This window comes from Paraburkholderia sp. DD10, from assembly GCF_049177125.1.
In the GTDB taxonomy this organism is placed as follows: domain Bacteria; phylum Pseudomonadota; class Gammaproteobacteria; order Burkholderiales; family Burkholderiaceae; genus Paraburkholderia; species Paraburkholderia terricola.
On the sequence record NZ_CP185392.1, the window covers coordinates 462,724 to 481,839 of the forward strand.

22 protein-coding genes are annotated in these 19,116 nt (G+C 66.9%); 10 read left to right on the forward strand and 12 right to left on the reverse strand.

The window, feature by feature from the left end:
* Positions 1–15: 15 nt before the first annotated feature.
* From ACOCG7_RS02160 to sctU, 12 genes are all read right to left on the reverse strand, one after another.
* Positions 16–240 (reverse strand): hypothetical protein, encoded by a 225-nt coding sequence (locus ACOCG7_RS02160; RefSeq protein ID WP_083082857.1) that lies wholly within the window; start codon positions 238–240, stop codon positions 16–18.
* Between the two features lie 24 nt (positions 241–264).
* Complete coding sequence (locus ACOCG7_RS02165) at positions 265–720, reverse strand: CesT family type III secretion system chaperone (RefSeq protein WP_073431580.1); 456 nt, start codon at positions 718–720, stop codon at positions 265–267.
* 136 nt (positions 721–856) lie between these two features.
* Positions 857–1,009, reverse strand: a complete 153-nt coding sequence (locus ACOCG7_RS02170) for a hypothetical protein (protein ID WP_167363307.1) — start codon at positions 1,007–1,009, stop codon at positions 857–859.
* Between the two features lie 154 nt (positions 1,010–1,163).
* Complete coding sequence (locus ACOCG7_RS02175) at positions 1,164–1,394, reverse strand: hypothetical protein (RefSeq protein WP_143031993.1); 231 nt, start codon at positions 1,392–1,394, stop codon at positions 1,164–1,166.
* Between the two features lie 11 nt (positions 1,395–1,405).
* Entirely contained in the window at positions 1,406–2,416 is a 1,011-nt protein-coding gene (gene hrpD5 / locus ACOCG7_RS02180) for an HrpD5 family protein (protein ID WP_143031994.1), read from the reverse strand.
* Between the two features lie 44 nt (positions 2,417–2,460).
* Positions 2,461–3,333 carry a hypothetical protein gene (locus tag ACOCG7_RS02185; RefSeq protein WP_083082855.1) on the reverse strand — a complete coding sequence of 291 codons (873 nt, stop codon included), beginning with the start codon at positions 3,331–3,333 and terminating at the stop codon, positions 2,461–2,463.
* Complete coding sequence (gene sctS / locus ACOCG7_RS02190) at positions 3,330–3,590, reverse strand: type III secretion system export apparatus subunit SctS (protein ID WP_073431576.1); 261 nt, start codon at positions 3,588–3,590, stop codon at positions 3,330–3,332. The genes ACOCG7_RS02185 and sctS overlap by 4 nt, the downstream gene beginning before the upstream one ends.
* A gap of 4 nt (positions 3,591–3,594) precedes the next feature.
* A complete protein-coding gene (sctR, locus tag ACOCG7_RS02195) occupies positions 3,595–4,242 on the reverse strand; it encodes a type III secretion system export apparatus subunit SctR (protein ID WP_073431575.1) in 648 nt (215 codons plus the stop codon).
* Positions 4,226–5,302 (reverse strand): type III secretion system cytoplasmic ring protein SctQ, encoded by a 1,077-nt coding sequence (gene sctQ / locus ACOCG7_RS02200; protein ID WP_083082853.1) that lies wholly within the window; start codon positions 5,300–5,302, stop codon positions 4,226–4,228. The genes sctR and sctQ overlap by 17 nt, the downstream gene beginning before the upstream one ends.
* A gap of 13 nt (positions 5,303–5,315) precedes the next feature.
* The gene (gene sctP, locus ACOCG7_RS02205) at positions 5,316–6,146 is read right to left on the reverse strand and encodes a type III secretion system protein SctP (protein ID WP_083082852.1); all 831 of its coding nucleotides are present in this window, start codon (positions 6,144–6,146) and stop codon (positions 5,316–5,318) included.
* Positions 6,147–6,160: 14 nt separating this feature from the next.
* The gene (locus tag ACOCG7_RS02210; RefSeq protein WP_083082850.1) at positions 6,161–8,086 is read right to left on the reverse strand and encodes an FHIPEP family type III secretion protein; all 1,926 of its coding nucleotides are present in this window, start codon (positions 8,084–8,086) and stop codon (positions 6,161–6,163) included.
* 18 nt (positions 8,087–8,104) lie between these two features.
* Positions 8,105–9,241, reverse strand: coding sequence for a type III secretion system export apparatus subunit SctU (gene sctU, locus ACOCG7_RS02215; protein WP_421376657.1), 1,137 nt, complete (start codon positions 9,239–9,241; stop codon positions 8,105–8,107).
* 239 nt (positions 9,242–9,480) lie between these two features.
* Between sctU and ACOCG7_RS02220 the strand changes: the two genes are divergently transcribed.
* The 10 genes from ACOCG7_RS02220 to sctC all read left to right on the forward strand — a co-directional run bounded on the left by ACOCG7_RS02220 (position 9,481) and on the right by sctC (position 19,064).
* Complete coding sequence (locus tag ACOCG7_RS02220) at positions 9,481–9,948, forward strand: HrpB1 family type III secretion system apparatus protein (protein WP_073431571.1); 468 nt, start codon at positions 9,481–9,483, stop codon at positions 9,946–9,948.
* A gap of 16 nt (positions 9,949–9,964) precedes the next feature.
* A complete protein-coding gene (locus tag ACOCG7_RS02225) occupies positions 9,965–10,396 on the forward strand; it encodes a hypothetical protein (protein WP_073431570.1) in 432 nt (143 codons plus the stop codon).
* 29 nt (positions 10,397–10,425) lie between these two features.
* A complete protein-coding gene (gene sctJ, locus ACOCG7_RS02230) occupies positions 10,426–11,196 on the forward strand; it encodes a type III secretion system inner membrane ring lipoprotein SctJ (protein ID WP_083082848.1) in 771 nt (256 codons plus the stop codon).
* Positions 11,193–11,912 carry a type III secretion protein HrpB4 gene (locus ACOCG7_RS02235; RefSeq protein WP_083082846.1) on the forward strand — a complete coding sequence of 240 codons (720 nt, stop codon included), beginning with the start codon at positions 11,193–11,195 and terminating at the stop codon, positions 11,910–11,912. Before sctJ ends, ACOCG7_RS02235 begins: the two co-directional genes overlap by 4 nt.
* Positions 11,897–12,718: a type III secretion system stator protein SctL gene (sctL, locus tag ACOCG7_RS02240; protein WP_421376660.1), complete on the forward strand. Its 822-nt coding sequence runs from the start codon at positions 11,897–11,899 to the stop codon at positions 12,716–12,718. Before ACOCG7_RS02235 ends, sctL begins: the two co-directional genes overlap by 16 nt.
* Positions 12,715–14,037 carry a type III secretion system ATPase SctN gene (gene sctN, locus ACOCG7_RS02245; protein WP_073431566.1) on the forward strand — a complete coding sequence of 441 codons (1,323 nt, stop codon included), beginning with the start codon at positions 12,715–12,717 and terminating at the stop codon, positions 14,035–14,037. Before sctL ends, sctN begins: the two co-directional genes overlap by 4 nt.
* 8 nt (positions 14,038–14,045) lie before the next feature.
* Positions 14,046–14,525 carry a hypothetical protein gene (locus ACOCG7_RS02250; RefSeq protein WP_186813999.1) on the forward strand — a complete coding sequence of 160 codons (480 nt, stop codon included), beginning with the start codon at positions 14,046–14,048 and terminating at the stop codon, positions 14,523–14,525.
* 3 nt (positions 14,526–14,528) lie between these two features.
* A complete protein-coding gene (gene sctT, locus ACOCG7_RS02255; RefSeq protein WP_073431564.1) occupies positions 14,529–15,359 on the forward strand; it encodes a type III secretion system export apparatus subunit SctT in 831 nt (276 codons plus the stop codon).
* Positions 15,360–15,510: 151 nt separating this feature from the next.
* The gene (locus tag ACOCG7_RS02260) at positions 15,511–16,959 is read left to right on the forward strand and encodes a helix-turn-helix transcriptional regulator (RefSeq protein ID WP_073431563.1); all 1,449 of its coding nucleotides are present in this window, start codon (positions 15,511–15,513) and stop codon (positions 16,957–16,959) included.
* Between the two features lie 11 nt (positions 16,960–16,970).
* Positions 16,971–19,064 carry a type III secretion system outer membrane ring subunit SctC gene (sctC, locus tag ACOCG7_RS02265; protein ID WP_083082841.1) on the forward strand — a complete coding sequence of 698 codons (2,094 nt, stop codon included), beginning with the start codon at positions 16,971–16,973 and terminating at the stop codon, positions 19,062–19,064.
* Positions 19,065–19,116: the final 52 nt, after the last annotated feature.

The following is a 19,116-nucleotide window of genomic DNA, read 5'->3' on the forward strand; positions in this document are numbered from 1 at the left end:
CCCGCGCTCACGCGCTCAGGCGGCGTCCTCGTCCTCCTCGCGGTCCTCCGCCCGGCGTTCCTGCTGGTCCTGGAAGATCTGCATCATCACCTGCGAGCCGAAAGCCTGGATCGCCGCATCCAGGTCGCTCTGACTGCCTCCCTGGTCGTCTTTCTTGTCCTTGCTCTTCGTGTCCTTGTCGTCCGTCTTGTGGGTCGACGGATTGCTGGTCGTGCTGTGATTGTGGCTGACTTGCGTCATTTCATTCTCCGTTGAAAAAAGGGTTCATGCGCGGATCCACACGTAATCGCCACGCGCGAGATTCTCGAACATGTCGTCTCGCGCGACGAAGATGTTGTCCCGCCAGTAGCGGCCATGCTCGACATAGTGCTCGATCAGCTCCAGCATCCACTGCCCCGTGATTTCCTCGCTCAACGCCACGCGCGCGATCAGCACGATCGCGCCGGTATCCGCCTCCAGGCCGAGCTGCGCCTGGTCCTGCGCGTAGACGGCGAGATTCGCCTCCAGCAACAGGCGAAACACGCGCAACGTGCGCCCCGCCGTGACGATGCCGAACTGGAACGTCATGTACAGCGCGTCCGGATCTTCCTCGAAATGGTCGATCGCCGCGTCGAAGCCGTCGATCTCCAGCACACCGCGTTCGAGCGCGGCGTCCGGCGCGGGCATGTCGCGCAGTTCGCAAATCTCGCGGATCAGTTCATCACGTCTTTCGATACTCATCGCTATGGTCGAATCGCTTCACGAGCCTATGTCCGGCGTGTAAGCCCACGCCGTGGAGCAAAAAAAAAGCCGGTCAGGAACCGCGGACGGTTCCCAACCGGCGCACCATGCGCGGCCGGATGGCGCGCCGGAGCGCTTAGCCGACGATGTCCTTCGCGGCCTTCAGACCCATCGTCGCAATCTTCGCGAGCGTGTTGGCCTTGTTGATTTCGTTTTCTTCAGCCATTGCCTGATAGATCTCGGAAACGGAGCTGCCGGTTGCTGCTGCGCTGGAAACAGGTGCACTCATGATGAATATCCTCGAAAGAGACAGTTGGTACGGCATCTAAACATTCCGCCCCATGCGGAACGTCGGGGAAAAAGTGCGTGCCCGCTGGGCTGCGCACGACTGCTCGCGTGCAGCGCACCGCGTGTATCAGGTGCGCCGCGCTGCACGCGCACTGCTACATCGCGCTGCGGCACAACTGCGCCGCGGCGCGAAATCCGTCTACGACGACACGTCCGGCCTGGGCTTCCGTGCTGCCCGTATCGGTCGAGCGCGATGCCACGGTGTTGGCCACCGTATCGAGTGCGTCCGCCAGTTCGCGCACTTCCCCCTGACGATGGGGCTGCGCCACGGCTTGCGGCAGATCGGCAAGCACGTCGATCAGTTTGTCGGTCATCGCTTCGTACATGTTGGTCATCCTCAATGAAGGGTGGTGTTGCTGGGCAGTTCGGCCATGAAATTCTTGGTGCCGTCGCTCGATTCCACGTATTTCACGCTGTCCGCGGACAACACCGAATCGATGTCGCCGGCGACTCGCAGATCGTCGGTGCGCGTCACGTCCACGTCGATGCGCTCGACGAGCGGCGCCATGTCGCCGCGAAACCGCTCGACCACCTGGCTCACTTCGCCGGGATGGCGCGCGCTGCCGGTCACTTCCAGGCGGCCTGCGCCGGCGTAGCGCACGCGCACGTTCGCTTCGTGCAGCGATTCCGCGAGCGACCCGGCGATCTCGTCACCGGAGCGCACGCTCCAGTTCAGGCGGTTGCCCGCGAGTGCCTGAAGCGCGGCGCGCGTTCGGCGGGCGTCGGCGGTGTTCGATGCGATGCCCGTCACGAGAAAGCCGTCCGCTTGCCGCGTCACCGTGATATCCGGCTGGTGCAGCTGCGCGAGCGCCTGTTGCACGTCGGCGAGCGTGGCGCGCGCTTGCGGCCGGTCGGCGGCGAGCGTCGTCTTGCCGGCCGGCAACACCACGGCGGCGGCGCCCATCGAACCGATCAGCAAGGCCGCGACGCCGGCATGCACCCACGGCGCGCGGCGCGCACGCATGACGATCGGTGTCGAGGGCGGGCCGGCCGGAAACACGCCGTCGCTGGCTTCGCCGTCGTACTTGCGCCCTTCGTGATGCGCCGCCAGCATCGACTCCATCAGTTGCAGATCGGACGGCCAGCGCGCGTCGGCAGGGCCCGCGCACAACACGACTTCACCGAAGCGTCGCGGCATGAAGTCGTCCATCGACATGACGTCGGCGTCGTCCGGCACGCCGATCGTCACGTTGTCTTGCGCATCGATTGCCAACTGCATAGTGCACTCGCTCCAGTCGTTGATCAGGATGTCCGCATCGGGTTTGGCGCCGATCGACATCGTTGTTGTACTCAACTCTATTTGAGCGCCGGCATGGAAGCCGGTCAGTACGCGAATTTCTTTGGACATGAACGAAACCTCTTCGATTGTGATTGACGGGATGGCGCCCGCCGTCACCATCCGCGTCCGCGGCGGATCAGTGCAGCAAGCGCGGACATGCCCATCGCGCGGCCCGCGCGGGTGCGGCTGCGTCCGAGGTTGAGCAGCGCGATGGGCAACAGCAGATTCATCGATTCCTCCGCGGCGGAGAGCGGGCGTTGAGCGGCCCCGCGCATGCCGTTGTGCGTTTCACGTCCTGCTCGCGTCGATGCGGACACGAGCTCGTCGCGTATCTGGGCGAGGGTGGCGCGCGAGGTGCGTTTGTCGTCCGGCATCTGCAGGAATTCGCGGACGATGGCGAGCACGGCATAGGTCGGGCTCGCACGCGCGGCATCCTTGCCCGCCGGGGCCGGTTCGTCGATGCGCGTCGCCGTTTGCACGCCGATGAGCGCCGCCCCGGTTCGATCGGTATGCAGGCGTGCCGGTCCATGAATGGCCGCGCGCCAGTGCTTGAGCAAGGCCGTTTCGTCACGCGCCATGCGCGGTGCAAAGCGCATCGGCAGCGCGCGCGCTGGCAGGTCGCGGGTGTCGTCGGAACGTGCCCGTTTGTCGTTTGGCCCCGCGCTCGCGGCATGCTCGTCCTGATCGAACGCATGCTGATTGCCGCCCGACTCGCGCGCCTCGACCCGGGTCAGGCCGGTTTCGCTTCGTTTCAGATGCTGGTCCAGCATCATCAAGAGTTCTTCACTCTCGGCGGCCGGGTCGTTCGCATCGGGGCTTTCGGCGCTGCGTCGCTTTCTCAGCGACTGACGCTTGGCGCGCGACAGTCCATGCCCATGATGGTGAGGCGCGGGGACCTGCACCGCCTGCTGCTGGGCGGCGGCATCGGCATCCGCGGAAAGATCGGCGGGCGGCGTATAGCCGCCGCCTATGCGTGAAATGCTCATGTGAACATCACCTGCACGAGGTTGCGCGCGAAGTTCTGGATCGCGGCCGCGCCCCACGGCGCGGCGATCACGATGACGACCGTGACCACCACCAGTTTCACGCTTTGCGAAATGCTCGAATCCTGCAATGACGTGACCGCTTGCAGGAACGCGATGAGCAGGCCGGTCACGGCCGCCACCGCCACCGGCGGCAACGACACGAGCAGGCACAGGGTGAGCGCCTGGGTGGTGAAATGAGTGATCGCGTCGTATTCCACGGCGTTACCTGTAGGTGGAGATGAGACCGTGAATCAGCGTCGACCAGCCATCCATCGAAACGAACAGCAGCAGCTTGAATGGAATGGCCACGTTGGTCGGATTGACCTGCGACAGCCCGAGCGCCATCAGCACGTTCGCGATGACGAGGTCGATCACGATGAAGGCGAGATACAGCAGGAAGCCCATCTTGAAGGCGGCGGTCAGCTCGCTCAGCGTGAAGGCGGGCGCGAGCACGATGAGGTCGTCCTGCTTGAGTTCGGCGGCGCGCTCGGGCGGCCAGATTTCGCGCGCCGAGCGCAGGAAGAAGGCCTTCTCGCGCTCCGACGCATGACGTTTCAGAAACACGCGAAACGGCTCGCGCGCGGCGTCGAGGAGCGGCATCACCTGCATGCCGGAACCGGCGTCGTTGGAGAGCTGCGCGCGGTGCATGGCTTCCATGCCGACCGGCGCCATGATGAAGCACGACACCATGATGGCGACGCCGTTCAGCACGGAAGTGGGCGGCACCTGCTGCAAGCCCAGCGCGTTGCGCAGCAACCCGAGCACGACCACGATCTTCGTGTAGGACGTGACCACCATCGCGGCGAATGGCAGGACGGCCAGCGCGAGCGCCGCGACGAGCAGCGAGGCGATTTCAGGTGTGCCGTTCATCGGAGTTCGCAATGTGCTGGATGAGGAGGCCGAGGTTGTCCCCGACCGCGACGAGTTCGCCGAGCGCGAGCGTCTGCCCATGCGCGACGAGACGGATCTCCGCATCGGCGAGTTTGAGCGGCAAGGTCAGGATGTAGCCGGGCCGCAGCGCGGCGATTTGCCCGAGCGGCAGATTGACGGTCACCACCTCGATATGCACGGGCAGTTCCATATCGTTCAGATCGACGGTGCGCTCCGCGGCGGCGGTCTCGCCGGTGGACCCGGCAGTGCTCTCAAGGGAAAGATCGGGATCGTGGCTCATCGTCTCAGGGAACGTTTCAAGGATCAGGTGGTGGCCGTCGATGCGGGCCTGCGCGCAGGCGACGCGGCCATCCGCCGCGCCCCATAGCGCACTCGCATGTTCGAGCGGCGCGCCTTGTGCATGGCCGCTCGCACGCGGCCAGCCGAGCAGCACGTCGCCCACGCGCAGCGAAGCGAGCAGCGCCGTCGTGCAACGGCGGCTGCGCAAGCGGATGCGGGTCGGCACGGCGATGGCGGCAAGCGCGTCGGGCAGCGCGGCGGAAGCCGCGCGCGTGCCGGTTATGCGGCGCTCCAGCGCGGCCGCGAGCGGCGCGGGAACTTCCAGCAGCGCCGCCGTGTGGGCGGCGGTGTCCGCGTGTCCGAATTCGAAGTGGAGCGCGCTCGCGGTGTCGTGGTTGCCGGGCTGTTCGGCATCGAGCGAAATGTCCAGCACCGAGGGTTGCGCGACGCCGTGACCGGCAAGCGTGTCGAGCGGCGCGGCGAGCCACAGATTGCCGAGCGCCGCGCGGCGGTCCTGGTCCGGCTCCGAGGCAATCGCTTCGAGCGCGGCATGACCGCTCACGTCGACACGCACGCACAGTTCGCCATGCGCGCTGCCGATACGCAAACGCGCCGTGCGGGACGACGAGGATTGCGCCGCAGCCGGTTTCACGCCAAACCGGCTGCGCGCATCGAACAGTGCGCGCGACACGCCGGCGAGCGCCGGTGTATAGCAGCGCAACCGGTCGCCGATGCTGGTGCAGCCTTGAGGCATTGACATGATCTCGAACCCTTCAGATGACCGTGACTTCCACCGCGATACGACCGCCGAGACGCGTTTCGAGGCGGGTCTTAAGCTCGTTGCTGTTGTCACAGATTAGCTGCCGCGCCCGCGCGTCCCGGCTATCGAAACGAAGCGATAAACCCCAGCCCGAAAGACTCAAACGCAGCTCCGTGCGCGGCAAAATGGACGGGTCGAGTTCGACGGCGACGTCCCACTGGCCCGTGCGTTCGACGGCGGGACTCGTGCAAAATCCGGCGACACGTTCCGCGAGATGCTCGGCGAGAAGATCGCCTTCGATCGCCTGGGTGCAGCGGCGAATCATCTGCGTGTCGAATGAAGGTTCGGCGGCCACGTGCCGCGTATCTTGCGCGTCTTGCGTGGCTTGCGCGGTCTGCCGGCCGGATGCGCTCGTCGCGCCGCGCACGCCGGTCTTGCGCGCCACGCCTTGTGCGTCCGACGCGGACGTGCGGCGTTGCTCGCGGATGGCGAGCAATGCGCCGTTCAGCGCATGCAGGGGCGGAAGCGGAGGCACGGCGGGCAGCAGGGACAGGGGAGCATCGGTGGCGTCGATGCGCTCGGCCGCTTCACGATCTTGCGTGTCGTCGCTGGAACCGTCGTCGTCAGGCGTGGAATCGTCCGGTGCTTCCTGGTCGGGCATGTCATCGCGTTCGCCTTCGCCGACGCGCAGCCGCGCGGTCTCGAAGAGCGCTCCGAAGCGTTGCGCATCGGCGTCGGCCTCGGCGGTTTTGCCGCTTGCTGCGCTAGTTGCGCTCGTGGCCGATGCACGCGGCGGAGCCGGCGGCGTGATGCGCACTTCGCGCGTGGAGCGAATTCGTGTCATCGCGTCGCTCCCGATCAGAAGGCGACGCGCCCGACCGGCCGCAGATCGACGTCATCCCCCAGTTCCTGGAACGAATACACCTGCAGCCACTTCATCCGTTGCTCGATCATGCGGCGGAAGTAACGGCGAATATCCATCGACGTGACGATCGCGAGGTTGGGCGGCGGCTGCATGCCGACCAGTTCCTCCAGCGTCTCGAGCAACTGTTCGACCTGTTGCGGTTCGAGCGTGAGAAAGTTGCCGGCCGGCGTCTGCTTGATCGATTGACGGATGGTCTGCTCGACCTCCACGTCCAGCACGATCGCCGGCAACTGCCCGGTGCCGCCCGTCGCCCGATGCGCGATGAAGCGGCCCAGATCGCCACGCACGTATTCGGTGAGCAGCAGCAGGTCTTTTTCCTTGGCGCCCCAGTTCACCAGGCTTTCGAGAATCGCGCGCAAGTTGCGGATCGGCACGTGTTCCTCCAGCAGCCGCTTGAGCACTTCGGCGATGCGCAGCACCGGCACCACCTTCTGCACCTCGGCAACGAGCCCCGGATATTCGGTGCCGACGCGTTCGAGAATCCATTGCGTCTCCTGCAAGCCGAGAAACAGATGCGCGTGTTCGCGCACCGCGTTGCCCACCGCGTCGGCGAGCGCCTGTTCGCGGCCGCTGCGCGCGGGCGCGAGTTCGACCGGCGCTTGCGGCACGTCGTGCAGCAGGATCTGATAGGAAGCGTCCGGCACCGCCGCAGCGGTCCAGACCGCGGTGCGCGGAAACGGCAGCCCCAATTCGTCGACGAGCGCGCGGCGCGCGGCGTCGAACGCGCGGTTGAGTTCGGCCGTGTCGAGCTTCGTCGCCAGCTGCGGCGCGAGGCGCACCGAAAGCGGCGCGGCGAACGAAGGCGGATGCTCGCCGATGGTCGGCGGCTGTCCCTTGTAGCCGTCGGTACGCAACGACGACAGTTCCGGCCCGGCGTGCGGCTGCTTGTCCTTCAACTGCTTGCGCAGCACGTGGCCCGCGCCGAACAGCGCGACCGCGAGCACGACGAACAGCGCGGACGGAAAGCCCGGCACCAATGCGAAGCCGCCCAGCAGCGCGGCGGCGCTATACAGCGCGCGCGAACTGGTGGAAAGCTGGCGCACGATCTCGGTGCCGAGCGAACTGGGCTTGCTGTGCTCGTCGGCGACGCGCGTGATGAGAATGCCCGCCGCCACCGAAATCAGCAGCGAGGGAATCTGCGAGACCATCGCGTCGCCGATCGACAGCACGGAGAAGCGGTTCGCCGCTTCGCCCGCGGTCATGCCGTGATAGCTCACGCCGATCACGATGCCCGCGAGAATGTTGACGAGCGTGATGACGAGGCCGGCGATCGCGTCGCCCTTGACGAACTTCATCGCGCCGTCCATGCCGCCGTGCAACTGGCTTTCGATCGCCAGCATGCCGCGGCGCTTTTGCGCGTCCTCGGCGGTCATGTTGCCGGCGCGCACGTCGGCGTCGATGCTCATCTGCTTGCCCGGCATCGCGTCGAGCGTGAAGCGCGCGCCGACTTCGGCCACCCGCTCCGAGCCCTTCGCGATCACGATGAATTGCACTGTCGCGATGATCAGGAACACCACCAGGCCGACCACGAGATTGCCGCCCACCACCAGCTCGCCGAAGCTCTCGATGATGTGCCCGGCTTCCGCATGCAGCAGGATCGACTTGGTCGACGCGATGTTCAGCGACAGCCGGAACAACGTGGTGAACAGCAGCAGCGACGGAAACGAATACAGCGAGGTCGCGTACGGTATGTACATCGTCACCATCAGCAGCACCACGCTGATCGTGATGTTGAGCCCAAGCAGCGCGTCGATCAGAAACGGCGGCAGCGGCAGGATCATCAGCGAAATCACGGCGACGATCAGCGACGCGATCGCCACCTCGCCGCCGAACTCATTGAGGCGGAGCGTCTTCAACATGGCCTTCTCCATCGGATGTCAGGGGGTTGCCTCGGTGCCGTCGCGCCGTCCGCCGATGCTTTCCACCCAGGCGAGCACCGAGGCGACCGCATCGAACAGCGGTTCGGGAATCGCGTCTTCGAGCGCCACGCGGTAGAGCGCCCGCGCAAGCGGCGGATTGCCGACGATCGGTATGCCGCGCCGCGCCGCTTCCTCGCGGATCACGCGCGCTTCCGCGTCCACGCCCTTGGCGATCACGCGCGGCAAGCCGGATTCGGAGGGCACGTAGCGCAGCGCGACCGCGTAGTGCGTGGGGTTCACCACCACCACGCTCGCGTTCTTGACCGGCTGCTGCTGATCGGACGAAGCGAACTCGCGCGCGAGCTTGCGGCGCTGACCCTTGATGTGCGGATCGCCTTCGGAATTCTTGTTCTCGCGCTTCACTTCGTCCTTGCTCATGCGGTGGTCGCGGATGAACAGCCAATGCTGCACGCCGTAGTCCGCTGCGCCGATCACGAGATAGAGCGCGCCCGAGATGCCGAGCACGCGGCACAGCGTGCCCCAGGCAATGCTGTCGATGCTGCCGATCGGCTCATACACCACGCCGACCATCAGCGGCACCAGCAGCACGAGGGTTTTCCAAAGCACCGCCGTGATCACCACCGCCTTGATGACGGTCTTGGCGAGATCGATCAGCGAGCGCACCGAGAAGATGCGCTTCAGACCGGACGCGGGATTGATCGCGTCGAACTTGGGTTCGAGCGGCTTGAGCGAAATCTGCAAACCGACTTGCGCGGCGATCGCGGCGATGCCGACGAGGGCCGCGCCCAGTGCGATCGGAAAGACCAGCAGCAGCGCGTGCAGGCCGGCTTCGGCGAGCAGGTCGTGCAACGGCGCATCGGGCGTCTGCAAGTGCGCCACGTCGAGGCCGTTGCGCATCACGATGCGCAGTTGTTCCGCCATGCGCGGGCCGCCGACGCCGAAGCCAACGGCTGCGGCGAGCAGGATCGCCGCGAACGGCAGGTCCGTGCTCTTCACGGTCTCGCCGTCCTGGCGCGCGTCGCGCAGCTTTTTGTCGGTGGGCTGTTCGGTCTTCTCGTCGGACATCGCGAAGCCTTCGTGCGGTGGATTGCGGTGAATTGCAACGAATTGCAGTGGATTGCGGCGGATTGTCATCGGCCGGCGCCGCCGTGATCCGCGCGCGCGGCGAAGCGATGGGTCCGGCGCCGAACCCGCCTCCGGGCCGCTTGCCGGCGAAGCGTCCTGTTCGTTCGGCGCGCTCGCGGTTCGGCGTCCCGCGCCGCCGCGGCAAGCACCCCGCGTTACGGTTCGCTCACCGCCGGCCACAGCGTTGTCGTCCGCCATCTCGGCAGACACGCGGAACTACGGCGTTCTGATCACCAAAGGAGTGCTCCATGTCCCTGACGAAATGCAGTAACCGGCTTGTGTCGGCATTGATCGAGGCGCTGATGTTCGGCGCGAAGCACGGCCATATCGAACAGTCGGAGCGGCTGCTTGCCGCGCTGCACGTGCTGCGTCCCGACTTCGTCGAATTGCATGCTTACGACGCGTGGCTGATGATCCGCCGGCGCGATTTCGCCGAGGCCGTGCGCCTGCTGCGTCCGCTCGAGCAGCGCACGCTGCGCGGCTCGTTCGGTCCTTACGTCGCCGCGCTGCTCGCGGTGTCGCTATGCGGTCTCGACGATCCCGCATGGCGCGTCTATGCCAACGAGGTGGCGACGCGCAACGAGGACCCGGATTCCGTCGAGCTCGTGATGACCTTGATGGGCAAGCAGGGCTCGGCCGCGAAGCCCGCGGCCGAAGTGCAAATCGACCGCGGCGAGCTTCAGAAGTTGATGCAGCACCGCCATCTGCGCGCCTAGTGCAAGGAGTACCGCGATGAACGCAACGATCCCACCCATTCCACCGCTCGACGCCGCCTCCGCGGTGCGGCCCGACGAACCGGTCGGCCGCGCGGGAGCCGGCGGCGCGTCGGGTCCGGGCGCGCTGCCCGAGCCCGCCTCGGAACTCGTCGACCTGTTTCGCAGCAAGCTCGATGCGGCGCGTCTGTCGCCGCCGAGCGCCTCGCACACGCATGGTCCGTCCGCGTTGTCGGAAGTCGTGACGCAGGAGGACCATGCGGTGGCGAGCCTGCGCGGCGAGGTCGACCGATTCGCCGGCGAAGCGCCGATGATGACCGTGCAGGAAGCGGCGGCTCAGTCGATTAAGGTGCAGCTTCAGGTGTCGGAGATGGTCGGCAAGCTCTACGTCGGCGAGGCGGTTGCTCAGGGCACCAAGGGCTCCGTGCAGACGCTGATGAAGAACCAGTAGTTGGCGTGCGAACGACAGGACGGACTCAAATGGCTTCCTATTCAAAACTGGCGCGCACGGTCGTGCTGCTGTGCTGCGTGACCGCGTTGATGACCGGCTGCAGCAAGCAACTGTTCGCGCAACTGTCGGAGAGCGACGCGAACGACATGCTGGCCGTGCTGCTCGACGCGCGGGTCGACGTCTCGAAGCAAAGCGACGACGGCGGCAAGACCTGGAGCGTGGCGGTCGAAAGCGGTCAGTTCGCCCGGGCGATGGACGTGCTGCGCGCGCATGGCTTGCCGCATCAGCGCTTCCAGAATCTGGGAGACATGTTCAAGAAGGACGGACTGATCTCCACGCCGACGGAGGAACGCGTGCGCTTTATCTACGGCGTGTCGCAGCAACTCTCCGAGGTGCTGTCGCGAATCGACGGGGTGGCGTATGCGAACGTTCAGATCGTGCTGCCGAATAACGATCCCCTCGCCGCGACGGTCAAGCCGTCGTCGGCTGCGGTGTTCATCAAGTATCTGCCGGGCACCGATGTGTCGACGCTCACGCCGAATCTGAAGAACCTCGTCGTGCATGCGGTCGAGGGGCTCACCTACGACAACGTCAGCGTGACGATGGTGCCGGGTTCGGCGGCGCCCGAGCCGCCGCCGCCGGTTGCGCCGGGCGTGCCGCAGGAGTGGTTGTGGGCCGGCGGAATCGCCGGGGCTGCCGCGCTGGCCGCCGCGCTGGCGTATCTCGCCCGCCGCTTCGGCGCGGCGCTGAAGGGCATGGGCACGCGCTTGCGCGGGCGCACCGGCGGGGCGGCGACGTGAGCGTGAGCGGCGCGCAGGCAGCGGCGGCCGCCATCGAGACCGGCGTTGACATGCCGGACCCGCGGCGCCAGCTTCGGTGGCTGCATTCCTACGAAGCGCGTGTTGCCGACGCGGCGGCCCGCTTCGGCGAGCGGCAATGCCGGCGTTGGGGCGTGCCGTTCACCGGCCGCGCGCGCCGCGACGCCTACGCGGCGCGCGACCTATGGCTCGGCTCGCCGCTGCCGCTCAGCGCCTACGCGCCGCGCGCGAACCGGCTTGCGTTGCTCGACGCGGCGTCGCTGCGTCCGGTGCTCGCTGCGCGCGCGATCTATCCGTCGCGCGGCACGCTGCGCCGGATCGTGTCGGGCGCGCGGCGTCGCGCGCTCGCCGATGCGTTAGGGGAACATGCGCTGGCCGCGCTCACGCAGTTGGGCGTGAACGCATCGACGGCCAGCGCGCCGCTTCCCGCCGATCTGTCCGTCGATGCGCTGGTCGGCGCCGGGCGCGCGCTGTTCGAACGCGACGAAGCCTGGCCGCTTGCGCCGGCGCGCAGATTGATCGGCTTGACGTTGGACGCCGACGCCGATGATGGGACCGATTACGCCGATTCCACCGATTGCGCTCGTCCAGGCGAAGCGCCGACGTCCGATGCCGGGCTCGCGGCGGAGGACCAATCCGAAGAATTTCTATACGCGGCCTGCATGCTGTTTCCGGAGCTGACATGGTTATTTGGCTAAGAGCGCAACAGGGCGGCATCGGCATCGAGCGCGATGTCGTGCGAGCAGCGGAACTGGCGCAGTTGATCGAACTGGATCGCGCGTCAGGCCACTTCGAACGGCGTGCCGACGAACTGCTCGCGAGCGCGCGGCGCGAGGCCGAAACGATACAGCGCGCGGCCGAGGAAGAGGCTGAGCGCGTATTGCGCGCCGCGCAAACGAAATACGACAACGCCGCGCGCCTGGGTTACGAGGCCGGACGCCGTCGCGCGATCCGCGAAGCGCATGAAGCGATGCTGCACGGCGCGGCGTCCGAGCGCGATCTGCTGGTGGCGTTGCGCGAGCGCATTGCCGACATCGTCATGCGCACCGTCACGCGGGTGTTGGGCGAAGCCGAGCGCGACGCGTTGTTCGCGCACATCGCGGTGGGATTGTCGCGCAGCCTCGAAGGCACATCGTTTCTCACCGTGCGCGTCGCCGAATGCGACCTCGACGAGGCGACGCGCGCGTTTCGGCGCGTGTGCGACGAGCATCGCTGGCCGGTGAATCCCGAGGTGGTGAGCGACGCCGAGGCGGAGCCCGGCAGTTGCGTGTGCGAATGGGACCACGGTCTGATTGAAGCGGGACTGCCGATGCAGTTGCGCGCGATTGCAAGCGCGATACGACGCGTGACGCGCACCGACACCGAGCCGCAGACCGCCGCCGCCGTGAACATCGCCGCCGACGAACTGCTCGACGATGCGCCGCATTTCGACGATCGGCAAATCGACGACCCGCAGTTCGATGTCCCGCATTTCGCCGACCAGCCCGCCGGAGCGCCGCAATGAACGAAGTCACCGCTTTCATCGACGCGTTGACCCAGGAGCTCGCCGTCTCCGACGGTACGACGCGTCACGGCAAGGTGGTCGAAGCCGTCGGCACCTTGCTGAAGGTCGGCGGGCTCGACGCGACGCTCGGCGAGCAATGCGAGCTGCGCGATGCGCGCGGCGTGCTGCTGCAACGCGCCGAAGTGGTCGGCTTCACGCGTCAGTTCGCGCTGCTCGCGCCGTTCGGCAGCGTCGCCGGCCTGTCGCGCACCACGCGCGTCACCGGGCTCGGGCGTCCGCTGTCGGTGCCGGTCGGCGAGATGCTGCTCGGACGCGTGGTGGACGGCCTGGGCGAACCGATCGACGGCCTTGGGCCGTTGCACTGCGACGCACCGCGCCCGGTGATGGCCGCCGCGCCCGATCCGCTGAAGCGGCGCATGGTCGATACGCCGCTGCATACCGGCGTGCGGGTCATCGACGGGCTCATGACGGTGGGCGAGGGCCAGCGCGTCGGCATCTTCGCGCCCGCAGGCGTCGGCAAGAGCACGCTGCTCGGCATGCTCGCGCGCGGCGCGGCCTGCGACGTCAACGTGATCGTGCTGATCGGCGAGCGCGGCCGCGAGGTGCGCGAGTTCATCGAACTGATTCTGGGCGAAGCGGGCATGGCCCGCAGCGTGGTGGTGTGCGCGACGTCCGATCGCTCTTCGATCGAACGCGCCAAGGCGGCTTATGTGGGCACCGCGATCGCCGAGTACTTTCGCGATTGCGGCTTGCGCGTGCTGCTGATGATGGACTCGCTGACGCGCTTCGCGCGCGCGCAGCGGGAGATCGGCCTGTCGGCCGGCGAGCCGCCGACGCGCCGCGGTTTTCCGCCGTCGATTTTCGCGGAACTGCCGCGCTTGCTGGAACGCGCCGGCATGGGCGAGGAGGGGTCGATTACCGCGTTCTACACGGTGCTCGCCGAGGACGAGGAAGGCAACGATCCGATCAGCGAGGAAGTGCGCGGCATTCTCGACGGACACCTGGTGCTGTCGCGCGCGATCGCGGCGCGCAACCGTTATCCGGCCATCGACGTATTGCACAGCCTGAGCCGCGTGATGACGCTGGTCGCGAGCCCCGGGCATTGCAGCGGCGCGGGGCACGTGCGCAAGCTGCTCGCCCGCTATGACGAGGTCGAATTGCTGCTGCAGATGGGCGAATATCAGCAGGGCGCCGACCCGCTCTCCGACGAAGCGATCGCGCAGCATGAGACCATCGAATCGTTCCTCGGCCAGAGCACCGAGGAACTGACCGAAGGCGAGGACAGCCACGCGTTCATCTCCGGCTTCGCGCAGTCATGAGGGCGCTCGTGATTCGCAAGTGGCGCACCATCGTCGCCGCCAAGGTCCGGCGTTGCGAGCGCATCGAGGCCGATCTCGCGCGCGAACGCGCGGCGCTCGCCGAGCGCGAGGCGCAGTTCGACGAAGCCGCGCAGGCGCATGTCGAAGCGCGGCAAAAACGCGCGGAGCACGAGGCGCGCATCGTGGCCCTGCTCGACGGCGAGGCGCGCGTCGCCACCTCCGACTATCTGTGTCACGACGCCTGGCGCGCGCCGCTGAAAGAGGCGCTGGAAGCCGCGCGCGCGGCGGAGCAAAAGCGCCGCACGGCGCTGGATCGTCAGCGGCAGAAGGTGGCCGAGGTGCAAGCCGCGCTCGCGCGCGCGCAAGCCGCGGTGGACGAATGCCGCCGCAAGCTCGATACCCTGGTGCGGGCCGCCGCCACGGCCGCCGAACTCGCCGCCGACGAGGAAGCCGCGGAAAACCTGCTGGCGCGCCGTTACGCGAGGTAGCCGATGACACATGATTTTCACGCGTGGTCCGAGGCCCTGCTCGGCTTTTTCGAGGCGTATCACAACCTCATCATCATGCTGATGCTCACGGGCATCCGCATCATGGTGACGTTCATCCTGCTGCCCGCGACGAGCGATACCGCGTTGCCCGGCACCGCGCGCAACGGCGTGGTGTACGTGCTGACGATGTTCGTCGCGGCGGGCCAGGTTCCGCAGGCGTTCGATTCGCTCAACAGCGCGGCGCTGCTGGTGCTGGCCTGCAAGGAAGCGTTTCTCGGTTTCGCGTTCGGCTATTGCGCCGCGCCGGTGTTCTGGATCGCGCAGTCGCTCGGCACCTTGATCGACGACCTCGCCGGCTTCAACAACGTGCAGATGACCAACCCGTTGCGCGGCGATCAAAGCACGCCGGTTTCCACGCTGCTGCTGCAACTCGTCGTGACGCTCTTCTATGTCGGCGGCGGCATGCTGTTCGTGCTGGGCGCGCTCTTCCAATCGTTCAAATGGTGGCCGCCGTATGTGTTGTATCCGTCGCTCTCCAATTCGGCCGAGACGTTTCTGATCCAGCGCACCGACACGATCTGGACCGCGCTCGCCAAGCTCGGCACGCCGGTGATGCTGGTGCTGGTGCTGGTCGATCTCGGCCTCGGCATCGTCGCGCGCGCGGCCGACAAGCTCGAACCGAGTTCGCTCAGTCAGCCGCTGCGCGGCGTGATCGGCGTGCTGATGCTGATCGCGCTAGTCGCGGTGTTCGCTTCACAGGTTGTCGGCGACGTGCAACTCGGTGGTCTATCGGCGGCATTGGCGAAAGGCATGCTGCCGGAACCGGCGCACTGAACATTGTTGTGAAGTCCCCTGCGGATTGTTGAGTTTTGTTGAGCACGATGTCTCTACCATGGTTTCCGTGCCCGGCGAATTGTCGGGGCCACAGGTTCTCAGGGCGGATCGCATGGTCCGCCACATCGGTCACTCCTGAGGTGGAACCATCATGTTTTCGACAATCTATTTCGCTCTGTCGTCGGGGCTCGCGCAGAAGAACCGTTTGCCGGCGTATGCGGCCGCCATGCTCGACGGCGCGTCGGAACGCGGCTATTGCCTCGTCGACGACGTGCTTGAACGCCCGTCGCACAAACTGGACGACGCGGACGTCGCGCGTCTCGTCGCCGTAGCCGATGCATCGCTTCTGCTCGGCTACGAGCAGGATGCCGAAGAGATGTACCGGCGCGCTCAGAAGACGATCGTCGGCGACGACGACCGTCTGCGCATCATGTCGTGCCGCAACACCGGCTGGCAATTGATGATGCGTGACCGCTACGCGGCCACCGCCAAGTGCTTTGCGCGCATCGTCCAGGACGAGGCGGCGAGTCCCGCGGAGGTTCTCGAAGCATTGATCGCCTCGGCCATGGTGCAACATCAGGTGGGACGTCAACGCGATGCGGACGACGCGCTCGTGCAAGCCGCCGAACTCGCCGACATGCATGAGGAACCCGGCTGGCGGCTCGTGATCGCGCTGCTCGCCCGCGAATTCGACGTGCAATTGCGCATTCGCACGGCGACCACGCTGAGCGATCACGCCTTCTGGAGTTCGGCGCACGTGACGCGTGCGCAAAGTGCCGGCGACCGCGCCGAAGTGACGCGCAAACTCACCGAGACAACGGTCCTGATGTCGCCGATGCCCGCGCTTCTCGCGCAGCGCCACGAGTATCTGGAACAGCTTGCGGCGCTCGCGCGCGGCGAGCGCATTGCGGCCGCGCCGCTCTTCGACGCGATCAGCCGGCCGCAGCATTTTCGCGGCGCGGGCCAGGCGTTTCTCGCGAAGCTGGACATCGTGCTCGCCGGACTGGCCGGCGGACTCGACGATGTCGCCGACTCGGTGCTCGCCAAGATCAGCCGCGCCGAAGCCGATACCGGCACGCGCCGCTGCAATTTCGACTACCTGTATTGCGTCTCGAAGATCGCGGTATGGCGCGGCAATCCGACCGAGGCGCTCAAGCTTTACGCGAGCTACGCGTCGGAAGCGTTGCGCTGCCTGCGCAGCGAGACGCCGGGCCTCGGCGCGATTCAATCGCCGGCGAGCCGCGCGCTGCCTGCGGACGACGTTTCAGCGCGCCTGCCCGCGAAGTATCGCCGCGCGTATCGCTACATCATCGAAAACCTCGATCGCGCCGATTTGAATACGCGCGAAATCGCCTCGCAGATCGACGTCACCGAGCGCGCGCTGCAACTGGCTTTCAAGCGTTCGATCGGCATGTCGCCCGGTGCGCTGATCCGCAAGCTGCGGCTCGAAGGCATTCGCAACGACCTGTTGAACGACGAGCGCATGCAAGGCTCGATTTTCGATACGGCAAGCCGCTGGGGTGTGAAAAGCCGTTCCGCGCTCGCGAAGGGTTATCGCCGCGAGTTCAACGAATCGCCGTCCGAGACGATCCATCGTTAAGCGGAGCCGCCATGAAAGCTATCGTTTCCGCCCGTCGCGGCGCGGCTCTCCGTGTGCGCACGCTGTGCGCGGCCCTCGTCGCAGCCGGCGCGCTGGCTGCGTCGTTGCCGGCTCATGCAGAACGTGTCGCGTGGCAGGGCACACGCTTCGAATACGTCGCGGACCATAAAGACCTGAAGGACGTGCTGCGCGATTTCGGCGCGAGCCAGCATGTGATGACGTGGATCTCGCCGCATGTCGAAGGCAGCGTGTCGGGCCGGTTCAACGCCGCGCCGCAGCGCTTTCTCGATCAGATGGCCGAGTCGTTCGGCGTGCTCTGGTATTACGACGGCTCCGTGCTGCGCATCTACGGCGCCAACGAAGCCCGCAGCGCGACGCTCGGTCTGACCCACGCGGGCACCGAGGACTTGCGGCGCGCGCTCGGGCGCTTGCAGATCGACGATCCGCGCTTTCCGGTGCGCTATGACAGCGTGTCCGGCACGGCGGTGGTGTCCGGGCCGCCGCGCTTCGTCGAACTGGTGACCGATGTCGCGCATCTGATCGATCACAAATCGGTGTCCGGCGCGAAGGTGGTCGTGCAACGCTTTCCGCTGCACTACGCATGGGCGACCGACCGGACCATCACCATCAACGGCCGCGGCGTGACCGTGCGAGGCGTCGCGTCGTTGCTGCGCACGCTGTATGGCCAGGGGGTGCCCGCCAACGGCGACGCGGGCGGCGATCCGCCGCCGGCGCGGCGCGACGCCTACCGCGTGCCGAGCGTGCGCGAGATGCAGGACGACGGCATGACGACCGGCGCGACGCGAACGCAAGGGGGCTCGCACCTGCCGCCGTTGCCGACGCTGCCCGGCCTCGGCGCGGCGCAGTCGTATGCGGGCTCGGGCGACGGCGCGGTGCCGCCGCCTGCCGGGAATATCGCGGATGCCGGCATGGAGCCCGCCTCGGCGCGCGACAACAACGGCACGGCGCTGTCCACGGCGGGCCGCGCGAGGCAGAGTTCCGCTGCGCGCGGCGCGCCGACCATCGAGGCGGATTCGCGCAGCAATTCGATCCTGGTGCGCGACCGCGCGGAGAACATGGCCGCGTTCGGCACGCTCATCGAATCGCTCGACACGCGGCCGGGCATTCTCGAAATCGACGCCAGCATCATCGAGATCACGGACAACGCGTTGCAGGAACTCGGCGTCGACTGGCGGCTGCATTCCGGGCACGTCGACATTCAGACCGGCAATGGCCAGCAATCGCAGACCAGCAACCCCGGTTCGCTCAATCCGCAGGGCTTTGGCAACCCGCTCGACGCGGCCACCGCGGGCGTGCTGGCGACGCCGGCGGGCGGTGTGCTGACCGCCGTGGTCGGCGGCGCGGGACGCTATCTGCTGACTCGCATCAGCGCGATGCAGCAGACCGACCAGGCGCGCATCACGGCGAGCCCGAAAGTCGAGACGCTCGACAATGTCGAGGCGTTGATGGACAACAAGCAGACTTTCTATGTGCAGGTGTCCGGGTATCAGTCGGCGGACCTGTATAGCGTTTCAGCGGGCGTGTCGCTGCGCGTGCTGCCGTCGATCGTGAGCGCGGGCAATGGCGAGCAGATTCGCATGGACGTGCATATCGAGGACGGCAAGCTCACCGACCAGCAAGTCGGGCAGTTGCCGGTCGTGAGCAACAGCACGATCGACACGCAGGCGCTGATCAACGAGGGCGACAGTCTGCTGATCGCGGGCTATTCGGTGGATCAGGACGATCACACCGAAACGGCGGTGCCTGGGCTTTCGAAGATTCCGTTGATAGGCGGCTTGTTCCGCTATCGCAAGCATCAGGGACAGCGGTTTCAGCGGCTGTTTCTGTTGACGCCGCGGGTGTTGTCGGCGGCGGCGGGCGGGCCTGCGAACGGGGCGCCGGGTGGTGCGGATGGCGTGCCTGGCGGTAACGGGGATGGGGCGGGCTTTGCGCCGCCACCGCCGCCGCCCTCGGGTGCGATGAATCTTCCTGGTCAGTCTGGTGCGGCTCGTGTCGCGCAACTCGTCGGGTTGCCGCCGCGGCGAATGGGCGGTGCGGGCGGTGCGGGCGGCAACGTCAGCACGGCTTCGGACGACAAGCATTGAGTCGATGCGGTCGGCGAGACGCGTGGGATTGTGGGGGCTCGCCTGAGTACGG

What these genes read in the sequence shown, in the direction of transcription:
- sctJ (WP_083082848.1), top strand. Translation starts at nt 10,426, where the DNA reads ATGGCTTCCTATTCAAAACTGGCGCGCACGGTCGTGCTGCTGTGCTGC.
- sctQ (WP_083082853.1), bottom strand. Translation starts at nt 5,302, where the DNA reads ATGTCAATGCCTCAAGGCTGCACCAGCATCGGCGACCGGTTGCGCTGC.
- sctL (WP_421376660.1), top strand. Translation starts at nt 11,897, where the DNA reads ATGGTTATTTGGCTAAGAGCGCAACAGGGCGGCATCGGCATCGAGCGC.
- sctC (WP_083082841.1), top strand. Translation starts at nt 16,971, where the DNA reads ATGAAAGCTATCGTTTCCGCCCGTCGCGGCGCGGCTCTCCGTGTGCGC.
- ACOCG7_RS02220 (WP_073431571.1), top strand. Translation starts at nt 9,481, where the DNA reads ATGTCCCTGACGAAATGCAGTAACCGGCTTGTGTCGGCATTGATCGAG.
- ACOCG7_RS02210 (WP_083082850.1), bottom strand. Translation starts at nt 8,086, where the DNA reads ATGTTGAAGACGCTCCGCCTCAATGAGTTCGGCGGCGAGGTGGCGATC.
- sctR (WP_073431575.1), bottom strand. Translation starts at nt 4,242, where the DNA reads ATGAACGGCACACCTGAAATCGCCTCGCTGCTCGTCGCGGCGCTCGCG.
- sctP (WP_083082852.1), bottom strand. Translation starts at nt 6,146, where the DNA reads ATGACACGAATTCGCTCCACGCGCGAAGTGCGCATCACGCCGCCGGCT.
- ACOCG7_RS02170 (WP_167363307.1), bottom strand. Translation starts at nt 1,009, where the DNA reads ATGAGTGCACCTGTTTCCAGCGCAGCAGCAACCGGCAGCTCCGTTTCC.
- ACOCG7_RS02225 (WP_073431570.1), top strand. Translation starts at nt 9,965, where the DNA reads ATGAACGCAACGATCCCACCCATTCCACCGCTCGACGCCGCCTCCGCG.
- hrpD5 (WP_143031994.1), bottom strand. Translation starts at nt 2,416, where the DNA reads ATGTCCAAAGAAATTCGCGTACTGACCGGCTTCCATGCCGGCGCTCAA.
- sctU (WP_421376657.1), bottom strand. Translation starts at nt 9,241, where the DNA reads ATGACAATCCGCCGCAATCCACTGCAATTCGTTGCAATTCACCGCAAT.
- ACOCG7_RS02175 (WP_143031993.1), bottom strand. Translation starts at nt 1,394, where the DNA reads ATGTACGAAGCGATGACCGACAAACTGATCGACGTGCTTGCCGATCTG.
- ACOCG7_RS02165 (WP_073431580.1), bottom strand. Translation starts at nt 720, where the DNA reads ATGAGTATCGAAAGACGTGATGAACTGATCCGCGAGATTTGCGAACTG.
- ACOCG7_RS02260 (WP_073431563.1), top strand. Translation starts at nt 15,511, where the DNA reads ATGTTTTCGACAATCTATTTCGCTCTGTCGTCGGGGCTCGCGCAGAAG.
- ACOCG7_RS02185 (WP_083082855.1), bottom strand. Translation starts at nt 3,333, where the DNA reads ATGAGCATTTCACGCATAGGCGGCGGCTATACGCCGCCCGCCGATCTT.
- sctT (WP_073431564.1), top strand. Translation starts at nt 14,529, where the DNA reads ATGACACATGATTTTCACGCGTGGTCCGAGGCCCTGCTCGGCTTTTTC.
- sctN (WP_073431566.1), top strand. Translation starts at nt 12,715, where the DNA reads ATGAACGAAGTCACCGCTTTCATCGACGCGTTGACCCAGGAGCTCGCC.
- ACOCG7_RS02160 (WP_083082857.1), bottom strand. Translation starts at nt 240, where the DNA reads ATGACGCAAGTCAGCCACAATCACAGCACGACCAGCAATCCGTCGACC.